Origin of the sequence: Sciscionella sediminilitoris, from assembly GCF_000737195.2 — a bacterium.
Lineage (GTDB): Bacteria > Actinomycetota > Actinomycetes > Mycobacteriales > Pseudonocardiaceae > Sciscionella > Sciscionella sediminilitoris.
The window spans coordinates 50587-73504 of the sequence record NZ_JALM01000017.1; the positions used below are offsets into that span (position 1 = coordinate 50587).

Here is a 22918-nt window from a genome sequence, read left to right on the forward strand (position 1 = left end):
TCCCGTTACTTCTTCGGCGCGGTTACTTGGGACTGCCGGCCTTCTTGGCGGCCTTGCGCAGTTGCAGGATCCGACCATACCCGGGGATCGCGACGAGCAGCACGCCACCGACGGCGGCGAGCAGCAGCGCGACACCCGCGGGCAGTTCGCCCTGCGCGCCGAAGAAGTAGATCTTCACCGGCTGCAGGTTCTGCACGATGAAGATCAGCAGCAGGACCAGCACGATCGCGGCGAGCACGAGGGTCGTCCACACCACGCCCATGCGGGTGTTCTTGACCTTCGGCTTGGCCGGGGTGCTCGTGCTGGGAGCCGGCGTCTCCGCCGCCTGCTCGACCTCGGTCGTCCCGGGAGCCTCGACGGCCTCTGGAATCTCGGCCTGCTCCGAGGACTGCTGTTCCTTGTTGTTCACCGGTTCGCTCCTCTCCGTGCGAAGTGTGTCGCCAGGTGTTGTCGTTCTACCTTCTAGACACGCGCCGGAGTGGAAAGATCACCCGCGATTCGGTAACGATTCGGACGTCACCGGCTACCGGGCCCTTCCGTGGCGGAGTTTGACCACCTTGCGCACCAGGGCGAAGACCAGCCGGTTGCGGTTGAAGGTGAACAGCTCACCGCCGGGGATGGAGAATCGCTTCTCCGCGATCGATTTCGGCCGGGAGAACTCGCGCAGCCCCTCCTCGCCGTGGATCCGGCCGAAACCGCTCTCCCCGTGCCCGCCGAACGGCAGCGCCGAGGTCGCCGCGAAGGCCATCACCGAGTTCACCGCGGTCGCGCCCGCGTTGAGCCGGTTCGCGATCTCGGCGCCGTGGTGGCGGGAGAATACCGAGGCCCCGAGCCCGTAGTCGGTGGCATTGGCCAGCTCGACCGCCTCGTCCATCGAGTCCACGGTGCGCACGGTCAGCGTCGGGCCGAAGGTCTCCTCGCGCACCGCGGCGCTGTTCTCGTCCGCGTCCAGGATCACCACCGGGTCCACGAAGGGCTCGCGCACCGACTCCGGCCCGCCGATGACCGCGCGCCCACCGGCGGCAAGCGCCGCGTCGATGTGCCTGCGCACGGTGTCCGGACCGGTCGGCATGGTCATCGGCCCGTAGCTGGCGTCGGCCTCCCCGCCGGGGCGCAGTTCCCGCGCCTGGGCCCGCAGCGCCTCGAGGAACCGGTCCCGCACCGGGCGCGCCACGTACACCCGCTCGGTCCCGATACAGGTCTGCCCCGAGTTGGAGAAGGCCCCGAACGCCACCGCGTCCGCCGCGGCCTCCACATCCGCGTCCTCGGCGACGATGAACGGGTCCTTGCCGCCGCATTCGAGCACCACCGGGGTCAGGTTCTCGGCGCAGGCGGCCATGATCTTGCGCCCGGTGCCCGGGGAACCGGTGAAGGCGAGCTTGTCCACCCCGGAGCGGCACAGTGCGGCACCCGTCTCGCCGAAGCCGGTGACCAGGCTCAGCACCCCGGCGGGCAGGTGCGGGTTCGCCTCGGTGAACGCGTTGACCAGGTATTCGCCGACCGTCGTGGTGTACTCGCTCGGTTTGAACACGACCGTGTTCCCCGCCGCGAGGGAGTAGGCCAGCGAGCCCATCGGCGTGTAGACGGGGTAGTTCCACGGCCCGATCGCGCCGACCACCCCGAACGGGCGCTGTTCCACGGTCGCCGAGAAGTTCCCCATGAGCAGTCCGGTGCCCACCTTGCGCGGCCGCAGCACCCGGCCCGCGTGCTTCGCCGCCCAGCGGATGTGTTCGAGCGCGAGCAGCAGTTCGGCGTACGCGTCCTCGTGTGGTTTGCCGTTGTCCTTGTGGATGACCTCGGCGAACTCATCGCTGTGGTTGACCAGGTAGGCGGCCCAGCGCAGCATCGCCTTCTCCCGGTCGGCGAACCCGAGGGTGCTCCACCGGCGCGCGGCCTCCCGGGCGGTGGCCACGGCAGCGTCCACATCCTCGGCGGTGTGCACCGGATAGGTCGCGATGAGCGCCCCGCTCGCGGGGTTCACCGCACGCAACTCGGCACGGTCGGCCCGCGCGGTCCCCTTCGTCCCCGCGACGGTCTCAGTCATCACGTTCTCCTCACATCGGCCGCGCAACCTTGTTCGTACAGCGTGCCCCGCGAACCCTATAATTGACAAGATGCCAATACGCCCCGAAGCTCGCTGAGCATGAGTGTCGACGTCCCCGCACGCCGGGGCAGAAGGCTCGAGCCGGACGCGCGCCGCGAACAGATCTTCGAGTGCGCGCGGACGCTGTTCCTCGCGAGTGACTACTCCGCGGTATCCACCGGGGACATCGCCGCGGCCGCCGGGGTGGCGCGCGGACTGATCAACCACTACTTCGGCACCAAGCGCGCCCTGTATCTGGAGGTGCTGCGCGAATCGCTCACCCTGCCGCCGATCCCCGAGCTGGATCTGCCGCAGGGTTCGCTCGAGGAGCAGGTCACCGCCGGGGTGACCTGGTTCGTGGAGTTCGTCTGGCGCAACCGGCAGGCCTGGATCGCACTGTCCGGGGTCGGTCCGGCCGCCGATGAGGACATCCGCCAGATCGTGCACGAAGCGGAGGAGACCTGCACCGACCGGCTGCTCGCCGCGATCGAACTCGGCGAGCGGCTGGTGGACGAGGGCTCGCGGGCCACGATCCGGGCCTTCGCGGGCATGGTGCGCGCCACCGCGGCCGAATGGCTGGTGCGCGGCTCGATGGACCGCGAGCGGGTACGCGAGCTGCTCAGCTGCTGCCTGCTCGCCATCCTGCGGGATGTGCTCGCACCCTGACGGCGGAACCCTGACGGCGGCACCTACAGCGGGGGCACGAAACCGGGCAACCAGCCCGAGTCCTCCCCGTCCCCGCACACCGGGCACGGGGTCGAGGCGAGCTGACCGGGCGCGACCTCCCGGATGATCATGCCGTCCCCCGGGATGATCAGGGTGCGCACCCGCAGGGTCTCGTCCGGGCCGTCGACGTGGGTCTGGGCGACGCGCCGGCAGCCGTGACAGACCGTGCGCAGACCGGGGAACGCACCGTCGGCGCGGTAATCGTCGAACGGAAGTGCACCAGCCATGCCTCCACGCTAGCGAAGCAACAGGAACACCGCTCCACCGGCGACCGGTCCGAGCAGTGCCCCGGCGATCACCTGGGCGAGCGTGTGGTCGGCGAGCCGCACCCGCGACCAGCACACCACCGCCACGGCGGCGTACAGCGCGAGGTAGGGCAGCCCGTAGACGGCGACGACCGCGGCCGCGGCACCGGAGGCGACCGCCCCGTGCAGCGAGATCTTCCACCAGCGGGTGATCACCATCGCCACGACGAGCACCGTGAGCATGGCGGCCAGCAGCGCGATCAGCTCCCGCGGCGCGCCGCCGAACAGCAGACCGGCGAGGCAGCCGAGCGCGCACAGCAGGCAGGCGAGCATCGGTACGAAGCGTTCCTCGCGGTTGCGCACGTGATGGGTCTCCCACCGGCCGCGCCGCGCCCCGTGCACGATGAAGGCCATGGGCAGCGCGCTGCAGCACAGCGCGACCAACAGTCCCCAGCCCAGTGTCGGCCACGGCCGGTACCCGGTGGCGTGCCAGGCGATCGCCAGCGGCAGGAACACCACCACGATCCCGGGGGAACCGCCCTCGCTCAGCGCTTTCGCGAACCTCATCGGTAGGTGAGCAGTTCGCGGCCCGCGCCGTCGAAATGCGCGTGGTCGTTGAAGCACAGCAGGTTCGCCCCGCTGCGGCCGATGACGATCTTGCTGATCGAGGCGTTCGCGGTCACCCGGTTCAGCGCGATGAACCCGCGCACGTCGAGCCCGAGGATGCTGGCCACGACCGCGGAGATCACCCCGCCGGAGGTGAACACCACCGCAGCGGCCCCCTTGCCGAGTTCCCCGCGCAGCTCGTGCATCGCGTCGTCGATGCGCTGACGGAACTCATACCAGGTGCCGGGTCCGGTCTCGCTCCCCCAGTGTCCGAGCGACTGCTCGAGCAGTTCCTGGCTCGGCGCCGGCCAGACCGCGTCCTCGCCCGCGTAGCGGCGGATGATCTCGGCCGCGTCGTACTCGTTCCACCGCTGATCGGCACGCGCCTCGAGGTCCGGGAGCGCCTCCGCCGCGGTGTCCAGCTGCCTGCGCAGCGTCCCGGACAGGGTCAGCTGCGGTGCCACGCCCCTGCGGCGCAGTTCCGCCCCGACCAGCCGGGCCTGTTCCCGCCCGAGTTCGGAGAGCACGTCGTAGTCCTCGGCACCCCAGGCCGCCTGGCCGTGCCGGACCAGGTAGATCACACCCATATCGCTCCTGGCTTGCGTACCGTGTACACCGAACACCGTAGAGGAGGTCCGAGCATGGCGCGCTGCGTCGTCCACATCGCCCGTCCGGTCACCGACCCCGATCGCTGGCGGTTCCTGCTCGACGAGGGGGAACAGGCCCGGGCCGACCGGTTCCGGCAGGCCATCGACACCGCGCGGTTCGTCACCGGGCGCGCGGTCGCGAAACTCGCCATCGCCGATCACCTCGGCACGAAACCCGCCGACGTCCGATTCCGGCTCTACTGCGCGAACTGCGACAGCGCGGAACACGGGAAACCGGTCGTGGACGGGGTGGAGTTCTCCATCGCGCATTCCGGCTCCTTCGTGCTCGTCGCGGTCACCGGGGATATCCCGGTCGGTGTGGACGTGGAATTCGTCAACCAGCGCACCGATGTCGATTCACTCGCCGGGAGCGTGCTTTCCGAAACCGAGCGCGCGGAATTCACCGCGACCGGGGATGCCGCGCGGCGTGCGGCGTTTTTCACCTACTGGGCACGCAAGGAAGCGCTGGTGAAATCCACCGGGCTCGGGCTTTCCGGGGAACTGCGCTCGGTCTCGGTCACTCCGGCCGACGCGGATCCGGGCGTGGTCTCCTGGAACGGACCGGAAAAGGTCCGGCTGACCGATCTGACGCTCGAGGACTACGAGGACGGGACGGACTACCGTGCCGCGCTCGCCGCGCTGACCACCGAGGAGCTCGAGGTGGTGTTCCAGCATTTCGCTGCATAACCAGCACAGTGCCGCCTGACAGTGGTTGACCTCCAGTGCACTGGAGGTCCGAGCATGGATCGCATGCCGTTGTGGATATGCGATGTATGCGGACTGGAACACCCGGACACCCCGGAGCCGCCGAGCTGCGTGCTCGACCGCGGCGAGGTGACCATCGAGGAACGCGGCGATATCGGGCCGCACCCCGAACACTGGTCCACCCACGAGGAACTTGCCGCGCTGCCCCACGAAACCGTGCACCAGGATCACGGGCGCGGGATCCACAGCCTGCACAGGGAACCGCGGTTCGGGATCGGCCAGTGGTCTTTCCTCGTCCAGACCGGGCACGGGAACCTGCTCTGGGATCCGCCGAACTATCTGGACGAGGAAGTCCTGGAACTGGTGCGCGGACTCGGCGGGGTCGCCGCGATCGCCACCAGCCATCCGCACATGTTCGCCGCCCAGATCAGCTGGAGCCACGCGTTCGGCCGGATTCCGGTGTATGTCAACGCACGCGACGAGGAGTGGGTCCCCCGCCCGGATCCGGTGCTCGAATACTGGGACGGGGAAACCGAGCCACTGCCCGGAATCACGCTCATCCACGTCGGCGGGCACATGCGCGGCAGCGCGGTCGCGCGCACCGCGGACGGGACCCTGCTGGCCGGGGACACCATCAGCGCGGTGCCCAAACATCCCGCCTGGGTCTCGTTCACCCGCAATTATCCCAAGCTCGTTCCGCTGTCCCCCGCCGTGGTGCGCCGCATCGTCGACCGGCTGGACGCCTTCGACTACGACCGGCTCTTCGTGCTCAACGGGTACACAGTGGACACCGAGGCGAAACGGGTGGTGCACCGCTCGGCGCAGAGCCACATCCGTTGGGCGAGCGGAGAATTCGACCACCTGACCTAGCTCAGCCGCCCAGTTCGGCGACCGGTCCGTGATGCACGGTGCGGACCTTGTAGTCGGCGTCGTGGTATTTCTTCGCGCCCGATTCGTAGACCACGTACAGCTCGCCCTTCGCGATCGCCAGGTCCTCGGACATGTTCGGCGCCACGATGCGTTTGCCGACCGGGCCCTGGCGCGCGTCGACGGTGAGTTCGCTGTCGTTGTTGCGCCCGAACGAACGGCTCCACACGAAGTTCTTCGGCGTGATCGCCATGCCCTGCACCTTCGCCGGCACCTTGAACGAGGAACCGTCGTATTTCGGTTGTTCCTTGGCGTCGAGGGTGTAGCGGTACACGGTTCCCTCGGTCTTCTCGTTGAAGGTGCCGACGTAGAGTTTGCCGCCCGAGATCTCCATGAAGGAACTCGCCTTCAGGTGCGAGATACCGGAGTTCTTGATCGTCGAACCGTTCTTCGCCTTGGCGATCGCGTCCTTGGAGTACCGGATCACCTGTTTGTCGCTGCCTTTGGTGCTGGACACCCACAGGTAGTGCTTGCTCTCCGCGAGGGTTCCGGCATGGCCCTTGTCGTCCAGCGCGAGGATTTTCTGCTGTTTGCTGGTCTTGCGGTCCAGGATCGCGATGCGCGCGTTGCCGCCTCCGTCGTGGTAGTAGGAGACGACCATCGCGTCCTGCTCGGGCAGATAGGCCAGCCCCTGCGGAACATAGGGCGTGGTGTCGAGGTAGGGGATTTTCGCCGCACCACGGCTGAATGTCGAGTAGTACTGCTTGTAGCGCGGCGGATCGTCGGCGTTCGCGGTCGCGGCGGGCAGGATCGTGGCCAGGAGCGCGGCACCGGCCGCGGCGGCAATGAGGTTACGCATGTGCCCAGCATCACGATTGTCCGGTTCCCCGGCAACATCCGTTCTGCGATGTTCACCCATCCCTTGGTCGGTGGTGGCGGAACTTAGGGCTATTGCGGAACGAGCTGCCCGGCTACCTCGTGGCCCGGGAGACGGTGTGCACGTAGAGATTCTTGAGTCGTCGGTGCACGATCCGCCATCCTTCGGGTCGCCGCTCCAGGGTGTCGTGGAACAGGCCCGCGGCGAGGACGTTCGCCGGTTCCCCGGTTTTGGTCTCGTGGGTGTGCAGGTGCGGTGACACGGCGGTTGCCCGGTCGCCGTCGATCGTCACGGTGGCGTGTCCTTCGACGTGCTGCCAGACGGTGTAGATCTCGGCCATGCCGCCGTCACGATCGGGGCCACGCATCAGGTCGGCGAGGTCCGCACGGCTCATCGCCGCGGGCATCCCGGCCTCGGAATAATCGAGTACGGCATCCTCGGAGAACACGTCCGCCCAGTGCTCCAGTACATCGAGATTCTCGTCGTGGGGCTGATGCAGGTCCTGTCCGAGACCATAGCGCGCGATCACATCCTGGATCTCAAGGCGATCCAGGAGGTAGCGGACGTCCGACTCGAGTGACATGGAGTCCCCTTTGCTCGGCACCGGCGTCACCGGCCTTCTGACCTCATACTCTCAGGTGCACACCCCGGCGAGCCGGACATAGCCGCCGAGGTTCTCGTCATCGGTGCCCAGCAGTCCCTGCGCGGAACCGGGAAGGCAGGCGATGCCCTCGATCTTGTGCCCGGTGAACCGGCCGCGGGACTCGGGTTTCCCGGTGCTCAGCCGGGCCTTCGCCGACACGGTCCCGACCCGGTAGACGGCCGAGTCGAACGGGCCGTCGTCGCCGTTGTCCGAGGCTGAGGAGATCAGCAGCCCGCCCCCGGGCAGGATCTTCACATCGGAGATGTGCCGGACGTGTTCTTCCGGATAGGGCACCCGGATGTCGGCCTCGTCCACTTTCCCGAACGTGAACTTCGCGGTGTCGAAGGGTGCCGCGAACAGCCGCCCTGGCCGCTTCTCGGCCTTGCCCCGGTCGGCCCACACCGCGACGGTGCCGCCGTCCCGTTCGGCGAGCGCGAAGCTCTCGTAGTTGGCCTTGCCCTTCGCCTCGGGCAGCTCGAAGGTCTTGCGCACGGTCGCGGTGCCCCCGGCGAGGGTGAACGCGTACCCGGTGCCCGCGCTGGCCAGTGCGATGTACTCGCCCGGTTTCCCGGGAACCGCGTCGATCGATTCCAGGTCCACCGGTTCCGCACCGGACCAGCGCAGCGGGGTCAGCTTCGCGCCCTCGCCGTCCACGAGGTGCACCGCGGCGAGCCGGTTCTGCCCTGGTTCCTTGTTGTCCCGCACGACGAGCGCGTCCACCGTGCCGCCGGAGGCTCCGGTGATCACCGCACCACTGACGCCCTCGGTGATCGAATCACCGACCCGGTACCAGGCGCTGTCCGCGCTGGCCGGAACGGACGTGAGGACAGCTGCGGCGGTGAGCGCCAGACCTGCGATGATCTTCATGCGGCACAGGCTAGCTAATCACCGCGCAGAACGGAACGCAGTGATTCGAGTACGTTCGGGTCCTCGATGGTGGAGGGCACCGGCTCATCCCGGCCGTCCGCTATCGCCCGCATGGACTTGCGCAGCACCTTGCCCGAGCGGGTTTTCGGCAGCGCGTCGACCACGGCCACATCCCGGAACGCCGCCACCGCACCGATATCCCGGCGCACCGCGGCGACCAGCTCATCGCGCAGCGTCTGCTCCGCGATGTCCACATTGGCCTTGAGCACCACGAATCCCTTGGGCAGCTGGCCTTTCAGCCCATCAGCCACCCCGATCACCGCGCATTCGGCGACCGCGGGATGCGCGGCGAGTACCGCCTCCATGGAGCCGGTGGACAACCGGTGGCCCGCCACGTTGATCACATCGTCGGTGCGGCCCATCACGAACAGATAGCCGTCCTCGTCCAGATAGCCGCCGTCCCCGGTCAGGTAATAGCCCTCGTAGCGGGACAGGTAGGACTCGATGAACCGTTCATCGTCGCCCCACAGGGTGGGCAGGCAACCGGGCGGCAGCGGGAGTTTCACGCAGATCGCGCCCTCGGTGCCCGCCGGGACCTCGGTGCCGTCCGGATCGAGCACCCGCACGTCGTACCCGGAAACGGGAACGGTCGGCGAACCGGGTTTGACCGGCATCGGTTCCAGTCCGCGCGGATTCGCCGCGATCGCCCAGCCGGTCTCGGTCTGCCACCAGTGGTCGATCACCGGGACACCCAGCTTCTCGTGCGCCCAGGCATAGGTTTCCGGATCGAGCCGTTCACCGGCCAGGAACAGCGTGCCGAACGCGGAGAGGTCGTAGTTCGCCAGCAGCTCCGCGTCCGGGTCCACCTTCTTGATGGCACGCAACGCGGTGGGCGCGGTGAACAGTGCTTTGGCCCGGTATTCGGAAAGCACCCGCCAAAACGCGCCCGCGTCCGGGGTACCCACCGGCTTGCCCTCGTAGATCACCGTACTCGCGCCGACGAGCAGCGGCGCGTAGACGATGTACGAGTGCCCGACGACCCAGCCGACATCCGAGGCGGTCCACCACACATCCCCGGGCCCGATGTCGTAGATGTTGGTCATCGACCAGGCGAGGGCGACCGCGTGCCCGCCGTTGTCCCGCACCACGCCCTTCGGTTTCCCGGTCGTGCCCGAGGTGTACAGAATGTAGAGCGGATCGGTCGCCCGCACCGGAACACAGTCCGCGGGCTCGGCGGCGCGCACCGCGGCGGCCCAGTCCACGTCCCGGTCCCCCAGCTCCGCGCGCGCCTGCTCACGTTGCAGCACAACGACATGCTCGACGCTGTCCGTCGCCTCGACGGCTTCGTCGACGATCGGCTTGTACTCCACGACCCGGTTCGGCTCGATCCCGCAGGAGGCGCACACCAGCACCTTCGGTTCGGCGTCCGCGATCCGCGCGGCCAGTTCCTTGGGCGCGAACCCGCCGAAGACCACCGAGTGCACCGCCCCGATCCGGGCGCAGGCGAGCATCGCGATCAGCGCCTCGGGCACCATCGGCAGGTACACCACGACCCGGTCGCCCGTGCCAACGCCGAGCCCGCGGAGCACCCCGGCGAACCGGGCGACCTGATCGAGCAGCTCACCGTAGGTGTACTGCGCCTTGCTGCCGGTGACCGGGGAATCCCAGTACACCGCGACCTGCCCGGCACGCCCGGCCGCGACGTGCCGGTCGATCGCGTTGTGGCAGGTGTTCAGCTCGCCATCGGGGAACCAGTGGTAGAACGGCGGCTCGGTATCGTCGAGCGCACGGCTGGGCGGGCGCTGCCATTCGATGGTGCCCGCCGCATCGAGCCAGAACGTGTTCGGGTCCTCGATACTGGCGCGATATTGCGTACTGTAGTCGCCTCCGTGCGCATTCATTGCCATATCGTGCACCGGAGAAGCCTCGAAACACCACCGTTACCGGGAGTGGCTAGCCAAAGTGCAAGAGAGACTGCACCATGTCGCTATGGAAGCCGAGCGACGACGCCGGATCGTGGTGGGTGTCGATGACGGATCGGACAGTGCCCTCGCGGTGCGCTGGGCCGCCGCTCACGCCGCCGCCGTCGGACTGCCATTACACTGCGTGTACGCGGAGTTCAATCCGTACACCATGGCCGCGGGTGACGCGGGGATCCCGCCCGCGCTCGATCTCGGGATGTCCAGATCGGACACCGACCGGGTGCTCAGCGACGCCATGCGGATCGCCAGCGAGGTCGCCCCTTCGCTCGACATCCGGGCGCACGCGGAACCGGCGAGCCCGGCGACCCTGCTGCTCGGCGAGGCGAAGATGTCCTCGCTGCTGGTGATCGGCAACCACGGCGCCGGAGTGCTCTCCGACCTGCTGCTCGGCAGCGTGTGCGGGACCGTGGCGGCGCGTTCGGCCTGTCCGGTGGTCGCGGTGCGCAGCAGGCGCACCGAGCTCGACCAGCTCGCCCCGGTCGTGGTCGGCGCGGACGGCTCCGAGGTCTCCGAGCGGGCCATCGAGTGGGCACACAAGTTCGCCGCCTGGCACGACAAACCGCTGCGGGTGCTGCACGTGTGCCGTCGCGGGCGCGGCGACCTGGACCAGGCACGGGCCTACACCGAACAACTGCTCGACCGCTGTGCCCACCCGGGTGTCCCGGTCAGTACCGAGTTCGTGGACGGCGAACCGGCCGAGGTGCTCGCCGGTGAGGCGGAGAATGCCTATCTGCTCGTGGTCGGGGCACGCGGGCACGGGGTGGCCTCGGGCCTGCTGACCGGCTCGGTTTCGCACGCGCTGCTGCGCCAGGCCCCCTGCCCGGTCGCCGTCGTGCGCAAGCAGGTGGTGCTGCAGCCGGTATAGCCTGGTCGGTATGGGCATCCGTGCGCGCGTTCGGGAACTGCTCGAACGCCCGGGTTCGGCGAACCTGCAGCGCTACAGACCGATCGTGACCAAGGCGGGCGAGCGCGAGCGGGAACTGAAGGAGTACAGCGACGCCGAGCTGACCGCGGCCGCGAACCGGCTGCGCGAGGGCGCCTTCGACAAGGCGGGGCTGGCACAGGTGTGCGCGCTCGGCAGGGAGGCGGCCCGGCGCACGCTCGGCGAACGCCCCTTCGAGGTGCAGCTGCTCGGGGTCGCCGCGATGCTGAACGGGCGCGTCGTGGAGATGGCGACCGGCGAGGGGAAGACCCTGGTCTGCGCGCTCGCCGCGGCCGGGTACGTGTTGCAGGGCCGCCGGGTGCACGTGGTCTCGGTGAACGACTACCTCGCCCGCAGGGACGCCGAGTGGATGGGCGAGCTCTACGCGCTGCTCGGGGTCTCGGTCGGGTCGATCGATCAGCACAGCACCGATGCGCAGCGGCGCACCGCCTATCGGGCCGAGGTCACCTATGCCTCGGTCAACGAGGTCGGTTTCGACGTGCTGCGGGACCGGATGCGCACCGAGGCGAGCGAACTGGTCACCGCCGAACCCGATGTGGTGCTGGTGGACGAGATCGACTCGGTGCTCGTGGACGAGGCGACGGTGCCCCTGGTGCTGGCCGGTTCCGCCGAGCGCGCCCACGGGGATCCCCAGCTCGCCGGGCTGGTGCGCAAGCTGAAATCCGGCACGCACTACGAGGTGGACGCGGACGAGCGCAATGTGAACCTCACCGACGCCGGGCTCGATCACGTGGAGCGCGAGCTCGGCGGGATCCGGCTGCACACCGAGGAACACGCGGCGCTGCTCACCGAGCTCAATCTCGCGCTGCACGCGCAGGCGCTGCTCCGCAGGGACGTGGACTACCTGGTGCGCAAGGGAAAGGTCGAGCTGGTCAACCGCTCACGCGGCCGGGTGGCCCGGCTGCAGCGCTGGCCGGACGGGCTGCAGGCCGCCGTGGAGGCCAAGGAGGGACTGGCCGCGAGCCCGACCGGCGAGGTGCTGGACTCGATGATCGTGCAGTCGCTGATCGGGCGGTATCGCACCGTCTCCGGATGCAGCGGGACCGCGATGGGGGTTGCCACCGAGCTCGCCGAGTTCTACAAGCTCAGCCTCGGCGCGGTGCCCACGAATCTGCCCTGTGTGCGCGAGGACGAACCCGACCGGCTCTACGAGACCGCGGCGCAGAAGCAGGCCGCGCTCGTGGAGTACGTGCGCGAGGTGCACGAGACCGGGCGCCCGGTGCTGATCGGCACCGCCAGCGTCGCCGAATCCGAGCAGCTGGCCGCCCAGCTCGACGAGGTCGGGGTGTACGGGGTGATCCTGAACGCGAAGAACGACGCGCAGGAGGCCGGGATCATCGCGCGCGCGGGCGAGCACGGCCGGGTCACCATCTCCACCCAGATGGCCGGGCGGGGCACCGATATCCGGCTCGGTTCGGCGAACGGGCGCGGCGGGGAACGCATCGCGCGGCTCGGCGGGCTGTGCGTGGTCGGTTCCGGGCGCTATCACACCGGACGGCTGGACGACCAGTTGCGCGGGCGCGCCGGGCGCCAGGGTGATCCGGGCAGTTCGGTGCTGTTCACCAGCCTCGAGGATCCGGTCGTCACACACAACATCGCGGAACCGCGCCAGCCGGCGCAGGTCGGCGAGGACGGCCGGGTGACCGATCGCCGCTGTGCGGAACTGGTCCGGCACGCGCAGCGCGTCTCCGAGGCCGGGCATCTGGAGATCCACCGCAACACCTGGCGGTACCACCAGCTCATCGCCAAGCAGCGCGAGCTCGTGCTCACCGAGCGGGATGCGGTGCTGCACGGTGAACGGGCCGCCGAACTACTGCGCGAACGCTGCGCGGACCGGTACGCCGCGCTGCGCGAGGAGGGACACGAGCGCTCCGCGATCGACCGGGCCGCCCGGCTGGTCATGCTGTTCCACCTGGATCGCCGGTGGACCGAGCACCTGGCCTTTCTCACCGATGTGCGCGAGGGAATCCACCTGCGCGCGCTCGCCAGGGAAACCCCGATCGACGAGTTCCACCGGATCGCGGTCGCCGAATTCGCCCGGTTCTCCGCCCAGGTCCACGAGCGGTCCGCGAGCACCTTCGAGGAAGTGAAGCTCACCGAGAACGGTGTGGATCTCGAGGGGATCGGGTTGCGCAGGCCGAATTCCACCTGGACCTACATGGTGACCGACAATCCGTTCGGTTCCGAGGAGGAGCGCGCGCTCGCTTTTCTCGGGCGCGCGCTCAAATCCTCGAAGAACGATCAGGACTGAGCGCCCCGCAGCTGCTCGAGGTTCGCCGGAGCGGCACCCAGCCACCAGCGCGGATCTGCGCTGCCCTCGGTGGTCTCCCCGTCGCGGTGCACGAAGAACCGCTCGTCCCGGCCCGGTGTGTCGAACGCGCCGTCCAGCGTGCGACGTACCCATTCCGCGCTGTACGCGAACACCTCGGCCGCGACCCCGCCGAGCGGGTGGAATTCGTTCTCGTACACCCGCATTTCCTTGGGCGCGGTGATTTTCTCGAATGTCGCGATCGCATTCTCCACCGGGGTCAGCTCGTCGAATTCCCCGATACCGAGCAGCACCGGGCGCTCGATGTTCCGGACCAGCTCGCCGAGCGGCATCCGCTGTTTCAGCTCCCGGTCGAAGGCCTCCTCATCGGTGTACCCGGCCATGTAGAGGTAATTGTTCTTGAAGCTCGGCTGGGCGCGTTCGAAGATCGTCTCGAAGTCCCCGGAAACGGCTTCGTAGGAGGCCACCGCCCGCAACCTGGTGTCCGGGTTCGCCAGCGCCCGCAGTGACCAGTAGCCGCTCATGCTGATCCCGAACATGCCGATGCGGTGCTCGTCCACCTCCGGAAGACCGGCCAGGTATCCGGCGTAGGTCTCGATCGCCCGCTCGTAGTTGTCCAGCGTGACCGTGCAGCCGTTCGCCCGGGTCTCCCCCTGGCCCGGCCCTTCGATCGACAGCGCGACCACCCCGTGCGCGGTGTAGTAGCGCTGCGCCGCGTGAATGTAGTCCTCCTTGATCATGTCCATTCCCGGGCCGAGGATCACCGCGGGCGCACCGGTCACCGGGCGATCGGGCAGATGCAGCAGCGCGTAGATCGTCTGCCCCTCGAAGTCCAGCTCCACCCGGCGCACCGTGTTCCCGCGCAGTACGCCGAGCCGGGCCACGCAGTGATCACAGCGCTCGCGCAACTTCGCCTTGCGCGCATCGGCCGGGTCGAAGATGGAGTACTGCGCGCGCCCGTACATCACCGCGGCCCGCAGGTACAGATCCGAGGCGGTGCGCGCGAAGCCGAGCGATTCGTGGTGCTCGGCCCGCCGCTGCGCCTGCGCCGCGATCGCACCCCAGGCCTTCGGCTGCATCGCCCCACTCTTGACCAGGGCGAACACCTTGTCGAAGTCGGTGTGATCGTGGCCGAGCTGCTCCAGGGTCCCCTTTCCTTCCGGGTGCAGCGCGTCGAAACCGCCCTGGGCGAGGGCGATGTCCAGCGACCAGCTCTGCCCCGCCGAACGTGTGGTCATGGCAACCTCCCAGATTGCTAAGTACTTATTGATTAACTACTTAGCTAATGTAGCGAGGGTCCCGTCCGGGCGCAAGCCGCCGCCCTCGCGCAGGCGGCAGGGACGGGGCAGAGAGGATGTGCCGATGAGCGACCGAACAACGGCGGTGGACCAGCTCGCGAAGGCCGCGTACCGCCTCAGCGCTGCCGATTCCCGGCTGCGCGGCCGGGCAACCCGCGAACCGGGCGCGCTGTCCCTGGCACACGCGCGCGCGTTGAAGAGCCTCGCCGAGCACGGCCCGATGACCGTCGGCAAGCTGGCCGCCCAGGTGGAAACCACCGGGGCCGCGGTGACCCAGCTGGTCACCGGGCTGGTCACCGCCGGATTCGTCACCAGGGAGCGCCCGCGGTCCGGGGACCGGCGCACCACCACCGTCGCGCTCACCGAGGCCGGACTGGCCCGGCACCGGGAACGCGAGCAGGTGGTCACCGCAGGACTGACCGAACTGCTGCACGAACTGGACGCGGACTCCATCGCCACGGCCGCGAATGTGCTCGACCAGCTCGCCGTCCTCTACGACCGGCTCTGAATCACGATCGGCGCCCGCTCCCGCGCGATTAGCACGACCGCCGGAAATCGGCCAGGAAACTCACCCTCGCGTCCGGGGAATCGTCCGGGCGAACTCGCGCAGAGCCCCATGAACACCACGTTCGGTGCAGAATGCGATTACGGGCAGAGTGAGGGGAGCCACCATATGTCGCAACCGAGCGAGAATGTCAGACCGGTCGACCGGATCGAAACGGTCGCCGAGCGCACCAGGGCGAAACTCGGCGAGCTTTCCCCGAGCGAACGCAAAGTCGGCCGGATGCTGCTCGCCGCCTACCCCATCGCCGGGCTCGAAACGGTTTCCGAATTGGCCAAACGGGCCGGGGTGAGCGCGCCGACCGTGCTGCGGTTCGCCGCCCGCCTCGGATTCGGCAGCTATCCCGCTTTCCAGGACGCGCTGCACCGCGAGGTGCACGAACTGCTCGGCGCGGGACCGCACCTGGCGCCGAGCCCGGACTGCGACGGGCCCCAGCTCGCCGAGGCACACGGCCGCTATCAGGAGACGCTGGCCGCGACGTTCAGCGCGCTGCCCGCCGCCGAGCTCGAGCGGGCCGCCGAACTGCTCGCCGATCCGCGGCTGCGGGTGCACCTGCTCGCCGGCCGGTTCAGCGCCTGCCTCGCCGACTACCTGTGGAACCAGTTACTGCTGGTGCGCAAGGATGTGCTGCTCATCCCGGAAAACGAGCCCTACCGCACGAGCACCCTGCTCGATCTGGGCCGTCGGGACACGCTGATCGTGTTCGACTTCCGCCGCTACGACACCGCGATCGTGGACTACGCACGCCGGGCGCAGGAGGGCGGCGCGCACATCGTGCTGTGCACCGATCCCCGAATGTCCCCCGCCGCCGAGGTGGCCGAGGTCGTGCTCCCCGCCCGGATCGAGGGCCTGACCCCGTTCGATTCGCTCGTGCCAGCCTGCGCGGTGGTCGAAGTCCTCACCGCCGCGGTCGCCGAACGTATCGGCAATCCCGCGCGGGCCAGGCTGCACCGGATCGAATCGATGCGCGCGTTCGCTAAACCGACCGGTTGATCCCGCTGCGCAGCCGCCGCGAGAACACGGCGGTGACCAGCAATACCGTGCCGATCCCCGCGACCACGTACCCCAGCACGTGCATCCCCTCGGTCGGGGATCGGCCGGTCTGGGCGAGTTCGATCACCGCGGCCGCGATGTTCGCGCCGATGTACTGCGAGGTGCGGTAGAGCCCGGACGCGGCGCCTGCCTGCCCGGCGGGCGCGGCCGCGTACACCGCCGACTGGTTGCCGATCGAGTTGAAGCCGTTCGGCAGGCCGAGTACCGCGGCCACCCCGAACAGCAGCGCCAGCGGGGTGTCCCTGGCGACGAGGGCGAGCAGGCAGGCACCGAGCAACAGCCCGGCGGAACCGATCACCAGCAGTGGCCGGATCCCGTTGCGGCGCTGCATGCGCGAGGCGATGGTGACCACGACGACGCCGAGCGCGGCGAGCGGGAGCATGACGAGTCCGGCGAGCCCGGTGTCCAGTCCACGGCCCGATTCGAGCCAGGAGGGCATCCCGTAGAAGATCAGATAGAAGGCCACGTAGGTCAGCGCGGTGCGGGCGTAGGTCGCGCGCAGGCCGGGGTCGGTGAGCAGCCGCAGATCCAGGAACGGCCGGAGGGCGGCACGTTCGCGGACGAAAAGCAGGACAGCGAGCAGCACCGTGATCGGCAACAGGTACCACTGCGGGGTCTCCGCGAGCGAGAGCAGGAACAGCATCAGCGCCGACATCGTCGCGGTGAACAGCACGAGCCCCGAACCGTCCACAGTGGACAGCTTGCGCAGCGCCCCGCTGCGCTGCTCGTCGGCGGGAAGATAACGCACCGCGAAGAACACGGCGACCGCGATCAGCGGCAGGTTCACCAGGAAGATCGACTGCCAGCCGGCGAACTGCACGAGCAGGCCGCCCAGCGGCGGGCCGAGCGCGACCGCGACCTGACCGGCGATCGCGAGCACCCCGATGCCACCGACCACATTGCCGATTCCGTGCCGGTCGGCGTAGGCCCGGATCATCGCGATCCCCGCCGGATACGGCGCCGCCGTCCCGATACCGAGCAGCACCCGCAGGGCGATGAGCACCCCGATGTTCGGCGCGAACGGGGCGAGCGCCGAGCCGATCGCCACGATCGCCAGCCCGCCGAAGAACACCCTGCGCGGCCCCAGAATGTCCGCGAGCCTGCCCATCAGCGGAGCCCCGACCGCGGTCGCCAGATAGAGCCCGGAGATCAGCCAGGAAACCGAGGCACCCGCGTGGAACGCGGAGCGGATACCGACGAGCGCGACCGCGATCATCGAGGAGTTCAGTGCCTGCAGCAGGGTGCCGAGCGCGATCGGCACCACGAGCCTGGCCGGGACCTTCGGGGCACGCGCCAGATCCTGGCGCGCGTTCGCTCGCATCGGGCGTCACTTTCCTTCGTCTTGACTCATTACTGAGCATGGCTCACTAATGTGGGCCGACGCAAATCGGAATACTCCGAACACGAGCGGTGGTTATGCTCGTCCGGGTCCGATGTATGGCGATACGAAAAGGACGAACGTGACAGCCACCCAGGCTATCGACGAGACCAGAAACCACCCACTCCGTACCAGAATCAGGTTCGCTCTGATCCTCGGCGCACTCACCGCATTCGCGCCGCTGTCGATCGACATGTACCTGCCAGCGCTTCCCGCGCTGCGTAACGAGTTTCACAGTTCCGAATCGCTCGTGCAGCTCACCCTCACGGCCTGTGTCATCGGTCTCGGTGTCGGCCAGCTGATCGCCGGTCCGCTCTCCGATTCGCTCGGCAGGCGCCGCCCGCTGCTCGTCGGTCTCGGCATCTACGCCCTCGCCTCACTCGCCTGCGCGTTCGCCCCCTCGGTCCCCGCGCTCATCGGTCTGCGGCTGGTGCAGGCGCTCGCCGGGTCCGCCGGACTGGTGATCGCCCGCGCCGTGGTGCGCGATCTGTTCTCCGGCAAGGCGATGGCCAAGTTCTTCTCGATGCTCATGCTGGTCAACGGGCTCGCCCCGATCCTGGCCCCGGTGCTCGGTGGTCAGCTGCTGCGGGTCACCACCTGGCGCGGGGTGTTCGTGGTGCTCACCGTCGTCGGGGTGCTGCTGCTCGCGGCCACCGTGTTCACCCTCCCGGAAACCCTGCCGCGGGAACGGCGCGGTGCCGGGAAGGTGAGCGCCACCCTGCGCACCTATCTGCGCCTGGTCACCGATCGCGGGCTGCTCTCCTGCGTGCTCGTCGCCGGGATCTCGTTCGGCGCGCTGTTCACCTACGTGAGCAGTTCCTCGTTCGTCCTGCAGTCCGGCTATCACCTGAGCCCCCAGCAGTTCAGCTTCGTGTTCGGCGCGAACTCCATCGGCATCGTGTTGTTCGGCCAGCTCAACGGCAGGCTGGTGGGCCGCTTCTCGCCGCGGGCCCTGCTCGGCACCGGGCTCGGGATCTCCGCGGTCGCCGGGGTCCTGCTCGTGCTCGCCGTGCTGTTCGGCGCCGGGCTGGCCGTGGTGCTCGTGCCGATGTGGGTATCGGTCTCCTCGGTCGGGATGATCATGCCCAATGCCAGCACGCTGGCGCTCTCCGACTACCCGGATTCGGCGGGCTCGGCCTCCGCGCTGCTCGGTTTCGGGCAGTTCCTCATCGGCGGGGTCACCGCCCCGGTCATCGGTCTCGGTGGCGCGAACCCGCTCCCGATGGCCGCGTCCATCTGCGGTTTCGCCCTGATCGCGCTGCTCGTCTATCACACCATGGCCAAACCGGCCACGCGCTGATCCTCCGGCGGCGGAATTCGAAGGCGCAGCGCCGAGTTCACTGTGTACAGTCCCGCCCATGCTCGAACTGGCGCTCGATGAGGACATCCGGCTCACCGCACTGGAACCGTGGCAGGCGGCGGAATTCGCCGAGTTCATCGCCACGTACCGGGAGCACCTCGGGCGGTGGCTGCCCTGGGCGAACACCATCACCGACACCGAGGGCGCCCGGGCCTGGCTGGCGGACTATGCGGAGAAACAGCGCACCGACAGCGGCCGGATCTTTGCCCTGCGGGACGGGAAGACCATGCTCGGCGGGGCGGTGTTCCGGGTGTTCAGCGCCGAGTTCGGATTCTGCGAACTGGGCGTGTGGCTCGCCCCGGAGGCCCAGGGACGCGGGCTCATCACCAGGGCGGCGATCGCGATGATCGACTGGGCGGTCACGGTGCACGGCATCGCGCGGGTGGAATGGCGCTCCGTGTCCGCCAATGAGCGCAGTATCGCGGTGGCCGGGCGGCTCGGCATGCACCGCGACGGAGTACTGCGCGAGGCGGTTCCGCGCGACGGTCAGCGCCTGGACCTCGAGGTGTGGTCACTGCTCGGGCACGAATGGCCGGCCAGGCGCGCCGAGCTCATCGGCCGCTGTAGCTGATCGATTCGAGGCTGCGCCCGGTCGTGCGCGGCCCGAGCACCGCGACGTCCACGATCACCAGCACCATCGCGGCGACGATCACCGCGAACAGCGAGGCCGAACCCGCCAGGTCGAGCACCGGGACCAGCAGGAACGGCATCGCCGCATTGGTGAGCCTGCTGATCGAGTACGCGCTTCCGGCCGCCGTGGCCCGCACCGAGGTCGGGAAGATCTCGACCTCGTAGGCGTGGTACGCGTTGGAGAAGAAATTCGAGGAAAGCGTGTAGCAGAACCCGAACACCGCGATGAGCGCCGCGCTCGTGGTGAATCCGAAGGCGAGACCGAAGGCGATCATCGCCAGCGCACCACCGCACACCAGCCACTTGCGCTCACCGCGTTCCATGATCGGCACCGAGAGCAGTGAACCGACCGGATAGCCGAGGTAGGACAGCGCCGTGTAGGCCAGCGTGGACGTGACCTCGAATCCCTTCTGCTGCAACACGAGCGGCACCATCGTGCCGAAGCCGTAGTAGCCGACCGTCTGGAACACGTGGAAAATCCACAGCATCACGGTCCGCTTGCGCCACTGCCCCGCGAACAGCTGCCGCAGTGAGAGCCGTTCCCGTTCGGGTTCGAGCTCCACCGGTTCCCTGGCCCTGTCCCCGGCCAGCCGCTCGAACCGCCTGGTCGCCTCGTCCGCTTCCGCTTGCCTGCCAACAGATTCCAGCCAGCGCGGCGATTCCGGGAGGGTGCGGCGCAGGAACCAGATCAGCACCGCGCCCACCGCGCCCGCGCCGAGCAGCCAGCGCCAGCCCTCGATGCCCAGCGGTGCGGCGGGAGCCAGTGCCATACCGGCGAAACCCGCGACCGGCATCCCGCAGAAGCCGACCGTGAACGCCAGTGCCACGAACCGGCCACGCACCGCCGAGGGCAGCAGATCGGCCAGATAGACCGCGCCGAGCGGGAGTTCCGCGCCGATCCCGACCCCGGCGAGGAACCGCGCCACGATCAGCAGCTCGACCGAATTCGAGAACGCGCCGAGTAGCGAGAACACCGAGTACACCGCGAGCGTGGCCAGGAACGCCGTCCGCCGCCCGATCCGGTCCGCGACCCGGGACATGATCAGCGCGCCGAAGAACGAGCCGACATAGACCGAGGCCAGGAGCAGCTTCTTCGCCGTGGCACTGCCACCGAGCTCCTCGGTGAGCGTCACCGCGAGAATCCCGGAGAGGAAGGACTCATAGAGGTCGAAGAAGAAACCGATCCCGATGACCACGGTCGCCTTGCGGTGCAAGGCCGTTATCGGGAGCGCGTTCAGCCGCGCCGCAACCGAGAAATCCGCCACGTGTCCGTCCAACCATTGACCGACAGCCGCTTACCACGGCCAGTTCAACTTCGGCATGCTAACCGGTTGACCGAAGCCGCAGCGTCCCGGCGGGCACACTTCCCGCTCAGTGGGAAACCGGGGTTTCCGTCCTCGACGAAGACGCCTGGCCCGCACGGCGGCCCGGTCCTAGACTCGGCGGATGACCGCGATCCGAGCCGCGCACGCCGGCGATGCCGAGGAACTGTCCACATTGGCCAGGGACGCCTACGCGCATTACGTGGAACGGATGGGCAAGGAACCGGCGCCGATGCGGGAGGATTACCGGGCCGCCATCGACACCGGCGGGGTCTGGGTGGCCGAGGACGACCGGGCGCTCCGCGGCCTGCTGGTGCTGAAGTTCGAGCCGGATCATCTGCTCCTGGACAATATCGCGGTGTCCCGCGAGGTACGCGGCACCGGACTCGGTGCCCGGCTGCTGGCGTTCACCGAGGAACGGGCGCGCGCACACGGCCTTCCGGAAATCCGGCTCTACACCAACGAAGCCATGACCGAGAACCTGAGTTACTACCCGCGGCACGGCTATGTGGAGACCCACCGCGGCGTCCAGAACGGGTACCGCCGGGTGTTCTTCACCAAGCACCTGTAGCCGCCGCAACCGAACCGCCCCGACCGAACCGAGGACGAGCGACCATGGTCGAGTATCTGCCCCAGCCCCGCACCCTGCTCACCGGACTGGCCATGGTCGAGTCCGCACGCTGGCACGACGGCCGGCTGTGGTTCGCCCACTGGGGCGCCGGCGAGGTCATCGCCACGGACATGGACGGCAATGCCGAGGTGATGGCCGCGGGCCCGGCCATGATGGGCTGGTCGATCGACTGGCTGCCCGACGGGCGCCTGGTCACGACCGGACCGGAGGTGACCCGCCAGGAACCGGACGGTTCCCTGGTGACGCACTGCGAACAGGGCGGCAACGAGATCGCCCTCGATCCGCGGGGACACCTGTACGTCAACGGTTTCGATTTCGATTTCCTCGGCGGCGGGGCACCGGAACCGGGATGGATCAACCTCGTCGCGGCCGACGGGTCCTATCGTCAGGTTGCCGACGGCATCGAGTTCCCCAACGGGATGGTGGTGACCCCGGACGGTTCCACCCTGGTGGTGGCCGAGTCGTTCGCCGGTCGGCTCAGCGCGTTCGACATCCGGGACGACGGCGCGCTCACCGGCCGCCGGGTGTGGGCCCAGGGTCTGGGCCCGGACGGTATCTGCGTCGACGCCGAATCGGCGATCTGGACGCAGACCGCCGACACCGCCGCGCACACCGGGGATCCGGACGCTCCCGCCGGAGCGTGTGTCCGGGTGCTCGACGGCGGCGAGATCACCCACCGCGTCGAGACCGAACTGCCCTGCTTCGCGGTCACCCTCGGCGGGCCGGAGGGCCGCCACCTGTTCCTGCTCTGCAACGAATTCGAGGGCGTCGAGCAGCTGCAGGCGGTGCAGGCCCGCCGATCCGCCCGGATTCTCGTGACCGAGGTGCCGGTGCCCAGGGCGGACTGACCCGGGCGCGGCGCGCTCAGCCCTCGAGCCGGACGGTGACCGTCACCTTTCCCGACTCATCGCGGTGCGCGATCGCGTGACCGCCGCGTTCGGCGCCGTCCAGGCCGAGTGAGATCGGCCCGCCCGGATCGGTGAAGTTGCGCCACCAGTTCTTCGTGTCCGGCATCCGGACCCCGATCCGGACCGTGTCCGCGTGCCGCCGGTATTCCACCGGGGTACTGAACCTCCGGCCCGAGCGCCTGCCGGTGTAAGTGACGACGGTGATGCGCCTGCCGACCAGTTTTCCCCAGCGCGGGGACGAATGCAGCGCACCGACCCGTGCGTTGAACCATTCCACGGCACGTTCGATCGGCGGTGCTACGGATCGCATGGCACC

At 68.8% G+C, this 22918-nt stretch carries 24 protein-coding genes; 11 read left to right on the forward strand and 13 right to left on the reverse strand.

What is annotated here, in order from left to right; genetic code table 11:
* Window positions 1-22: 22 nt before the first annotated feature.
* Window positions 23-409, reverse strand: a complete 387-nt coding sequence (locus tag AD72_RS37520; protein WP_231644763.1) for a LapA family protein — start codon at window positions 407-409, stop codon at window positions 23-25.
* Between the two features lie 114 nt (window positions 410-523).
* Window positions 524-2044: an aldehyde dehydrogenase family protein gene (locus AD72_RS08720; protein WP_031465917.1), complete on the reverse strand. Its 1521-nt coding sequence runs from the start codon at window positions 2042-2044 to the stop codon at window positions 524-526.
* A 99-nt stretch (window positions 2045-2143) separates the two neighbouring features.
* Between AD72_RS08720 and AD72_RS08725 the strand changes: the two genes are divergently transcribed.
* Window positions 2144-2749 carry a TetR/AcrR family transcriptional regulator gene (locus AD72_RS08725; protein ID WP_031465918.1) on the forward strand — a complete coding sequence of 202 codons (606 nt, stop codon included), beginning with the start codon at window positions 2144-2146 and terminating at the stop codon, window positions 2747-2749.
* 23 nt (window positions 2750-2772) lie between these two features.
* Here the strand turns inward: AD72_RS08725 and AD72_RS08730 are convergent, their stop codons facing one another.
* Genes AD72_RS08730 through AD72_RS08740 form a run of 3 tightly spaced genes read right to left on the reverse strand, consistent with a single transcriptional unit; the run spans window position 2773 to window position 4247 of the window.
* A complete protein-coding gene (locus tag AD72_RS08730) occupies window positions 2773-3036 on the reverse strand; it encodes a hypothetical protein (RefSeq protein ID WP_020502479.1) in 264 nt (87 codons plus the stop codon).
* 9 nt (window positions 3037-3045) lie between these two features.
* A complete protein-coding gene (locus AD72_RS08735) occupies window positions 3046-3621 on the reverse strand; it encodes a phosphatase PAP2 family protein (protein WP_031465919.1) in 576 nt (191 codons plus the stop codon).
* Complete coding sequence (locus AD72_RS08740; RefSeq protein WP_031465920.1) at window positions 3618-4247, reverse strand: histidine phosphatase family protein; 630 nt, start codon at window positions 4245-4247, stop codon at window positions 3618-3620. The genes AD72_RS08735 and AD72_RS08740 overlap by 4 nt, the downstream gene beginning before the upstream one ends.
* A 54-nt stretch (window positions 4248-4301) precedes the next feature.
* Between AD72_RS08740 and AD72_RS08745 the strand changes: the two genes are divergently transcribed.
* The gene (locus AD72_RS08745) at window positions 4302-4994 is read left to right on the forward strand and encodes a 4'-phosphopantetheinyl transferase family protein (protein ID WP_051898247.1); all 693 of its coding nucleotides are present in this window, start codon (window positions 4302-4304) and stop codon (window positions 4992-4994) included.
* Window positions 4995-5057: 63 nt separating this feature from the next.
* Window positions 5058-5882, forward strand: a complete 825-nt coding sequence (locus AD72_RS08750) for an MBL fold metallo-hydrolase (RefSeq protein ID WP_031465922.1) — start codon at window positions 5058-5060, stop codon at window positions 5880-5882.
* Between the two features lies 1 nt (window position 5883).
* Here the strand turns inward: AD72_RS08750 and AD72_RS08755 are convergent, their stop codons facing one another.
* From AD72_RS08755 to AD72_RS08770, 4 genes are all read right to left on the reverse strand, one after another.
* A complete protein-coding gene (locus AD72_RS08755) occupies window positions 5884-6738 on the reverse strand; it encodes a hypothetical protein (RefSeq protein ID WP_031465923.1) in 855 nt (284 codons plus the stop codon).
* A 112-nt stretch (window positions 6739-6850) separates the two neighbouring features.
* Complete coding sequence (locus AD72_RS08760) at window positions 6851-7339, reverse strand: nuclear transport factor 2 family protein (RefSeq protein ID WP_031465924.1); 489 nt, start codon at window positions 7337-7339, stop codon at window positions 6851-6853.
* A gap of 51 nt (window positions 7340-7390) precedes the next feature.
* Window positions 7391-8266, reverse strand: coding sequence for a hypothetical protein (locus AD72_RS08765; protein WP_031465925.1), 876 nt, complete (start codon window positions 8264-8266; stop codon window positions 7391-7393).
* A gap of 14 nt (window positions 8267-8280) precedes the next feature.
* Window positions 8281-10167 carry a propionyl-CoA synthetase gene (locus tag AD72_RS08770; protein WP_031465926.1) on the reverse strand — a complete coding sequence of 629 codons (1887 nt, stop codon included), beginning with the start codon at window positions 10165-10167 and terminating at the stop codon, window positions 8281-8283.
* Between the two features lie 88 nt (window positions 10168-10255).
* On the opposite strand from AD72_RS08770, the gene AD72_RS08775 reads away from it, so the two are divergent.
* Window positions 10256-11113 carry a universal stress protein gene (locus AD72_RS08775; protein WP_031465927.1) on the forward strand — a complete coding sequence of 286 codons (858 nt, stop codon included), beginning with the start codon at window positions 10256-10258 and terminating at the stop codon, window positions 11111-11113.
* Between the two features lie 10 nt (window positions 11114-11123).
* On the forward strand, window positions 11124-13442 hold the full coding sequence (gene secA2 / locus AD72_RS08780) for an accessory Sec system translocase SecA2 (protein WP_031465928.1): 2319 nt from the start codon (window positions 11124-11126) through the stop codon (window positions 13440-13442).
* Here the strand turns inward: secA2 and AD72_RS08785 are convergent.
* Window positions 13433-14698: an alpha/beta hydrolase family protein gene (locus AD72_RS08785; protein WP_031465929.1), complete on the reverse strand. Its 1266-nt coding sequence runs from the start codon at window positions 14696-14698 to the stop codon at window positions 13433-13435. The two genes, secA2 and AD72_RS08785, sit on opposite strands and share 10 nt — an antisense overlap.
* A 124-nt stretch (window positions 14699-14822) precedes the next feature.
* Here AD72_RS08785 and AD72_RS08790 point away from each other — a divergent pair, with 124 nt between their 5' ends.
* Together AD72_RS08790 and AD72_RS08795 are read left to right on the forward strand one after the other, a co-directional pair.
* A complete protein-coding gene (locus AD72_RS08790; RefSeq protein ID WP_031465930.1) occupies window positions 14823-15266 on the forward strand; it encodes a MarR family winged helix-turn-helix transcriptional regulator in 444 nt (147 codons plus the stop codon).
* Between the two features lie 165 nt (window positions 15267-15431).
* Window positions 15432-16313 carry a MurR/RpiR family transcriptional regulator gene (locus AD72_RS08795; RefSeq protein ID WP_051898253.1) on the forward strand — a complete coding sequence of 294 codons (882 nt, stop codon included), beginning with the start codon at window positions 15432-15434 and terminating at the stop codon, window positions 16311-16313.
* On the opposite strand, the gene AD72_RS08800 is transcribed toward AD72_RS08795, so the two are convergent.
* The gene (locus tag AD72_RS08800; RefSeq protein WP_031465932.1) at window positions 16297-17694 is read right to left on the reverse strand and encodes an MFS transporter; all 1398 of its coding nucleotides are present in this window, start codon (window positions 17692-17694) and stop codon (window positions 16297-16299) included. The genes AD72_RS08795 and AD72_RS08800 overlap by 17 nt on opposite strands.
* Window positions 17695-17833: 139 nt before the next feature.
* Here AD72_RS08800 and AD72_RS08805 point away from each other — a divergent pair, with 139 nt between their 5' ends.
* Complete coding sequence (locus tag AD72_RS08805; protein WP_343123701.1) at window positions 17834-19051, forward strand: Bcr/CflA family multidrug efflux MFS transporter; 1218 nt, start codon at window positions 17834-17836, stop codon at window positions 19049-19051.
* A gap of 58 nt (window positions 19052-19109) precedes the next feature.
* The gene (locus tag AD72_RS08810) at window positions 19110-19682 is read left to right on the forward strand and encodes a GNAT family N-acetyltransferase (protein WP_031465934.1); all 573 of its coding nucleotides are present in this window, start codon (window positions 19110-19112) and stop codon (window positions 19680-19682) included.
* Here the strand turns inward: AD72_RS08810 and AD72_RS08815 are convergent.
* Window positions 19663-21006, reverse strand: a complete 1344-nt coding sequence (locus tag AD72_RS08815) for an MFS transporter (RefSeq protein WP_031465935.1) — start codon at window positions 21004-21006, stop codon at window positions 19663-19665. The two genes, AD72_RS08810 and AD72_RS08815, sit on opposite strands and share 20 nt — an antisense overlap.
* Before the next feature lie 181 nt (window positions 21007-21187).
* Here AD72_RS08815 and AD72_RS08820 point away from each other — a divergent pair, with 181 nt between their 5' ends.
* The gene (locus AD72_RS08820) at window positions 21188-21634 is read left to right on the forward strand and encodes a GNAT family N-acetyltransferase (RefSeq protein ID WP_031465936.1); all 447 of its coding nucleotides are present in this window, start codon (window positions 21188-21190) and stop codon (window positions 21632-21634) included.
* 44 nt (window positions 21635-21678) lie between these two features.
* Entirely contained in the window at window positions 21679-22542 is an 864-nt protein-coding gene (locus AD72_RS08825; RefSeq protein WP_031465937.1) for an SMP-30/gluconolactonase/LRE family protein, read from the forward strand.
* A 16-nt stretch (window positions 22543-22558) separates the two neighbouring features.
* Here AD72_RS08825 and AD72_RS08830 read toward each other — a convergent pair whose 3' ends face one another.
* On the reverse strand, window positions 22559-22912 hold the full coding sequence (locus tag AD72_RS08830; RefSeq protein WP_031465938.1) for a hypothetical protein: 354 nt from the start codon (window positions 22910-22912) through the stop codon (window positions 22559-22561).
* Between the last annotated feature and the right edge of the window lie 6 nt (window positions 22913-22918).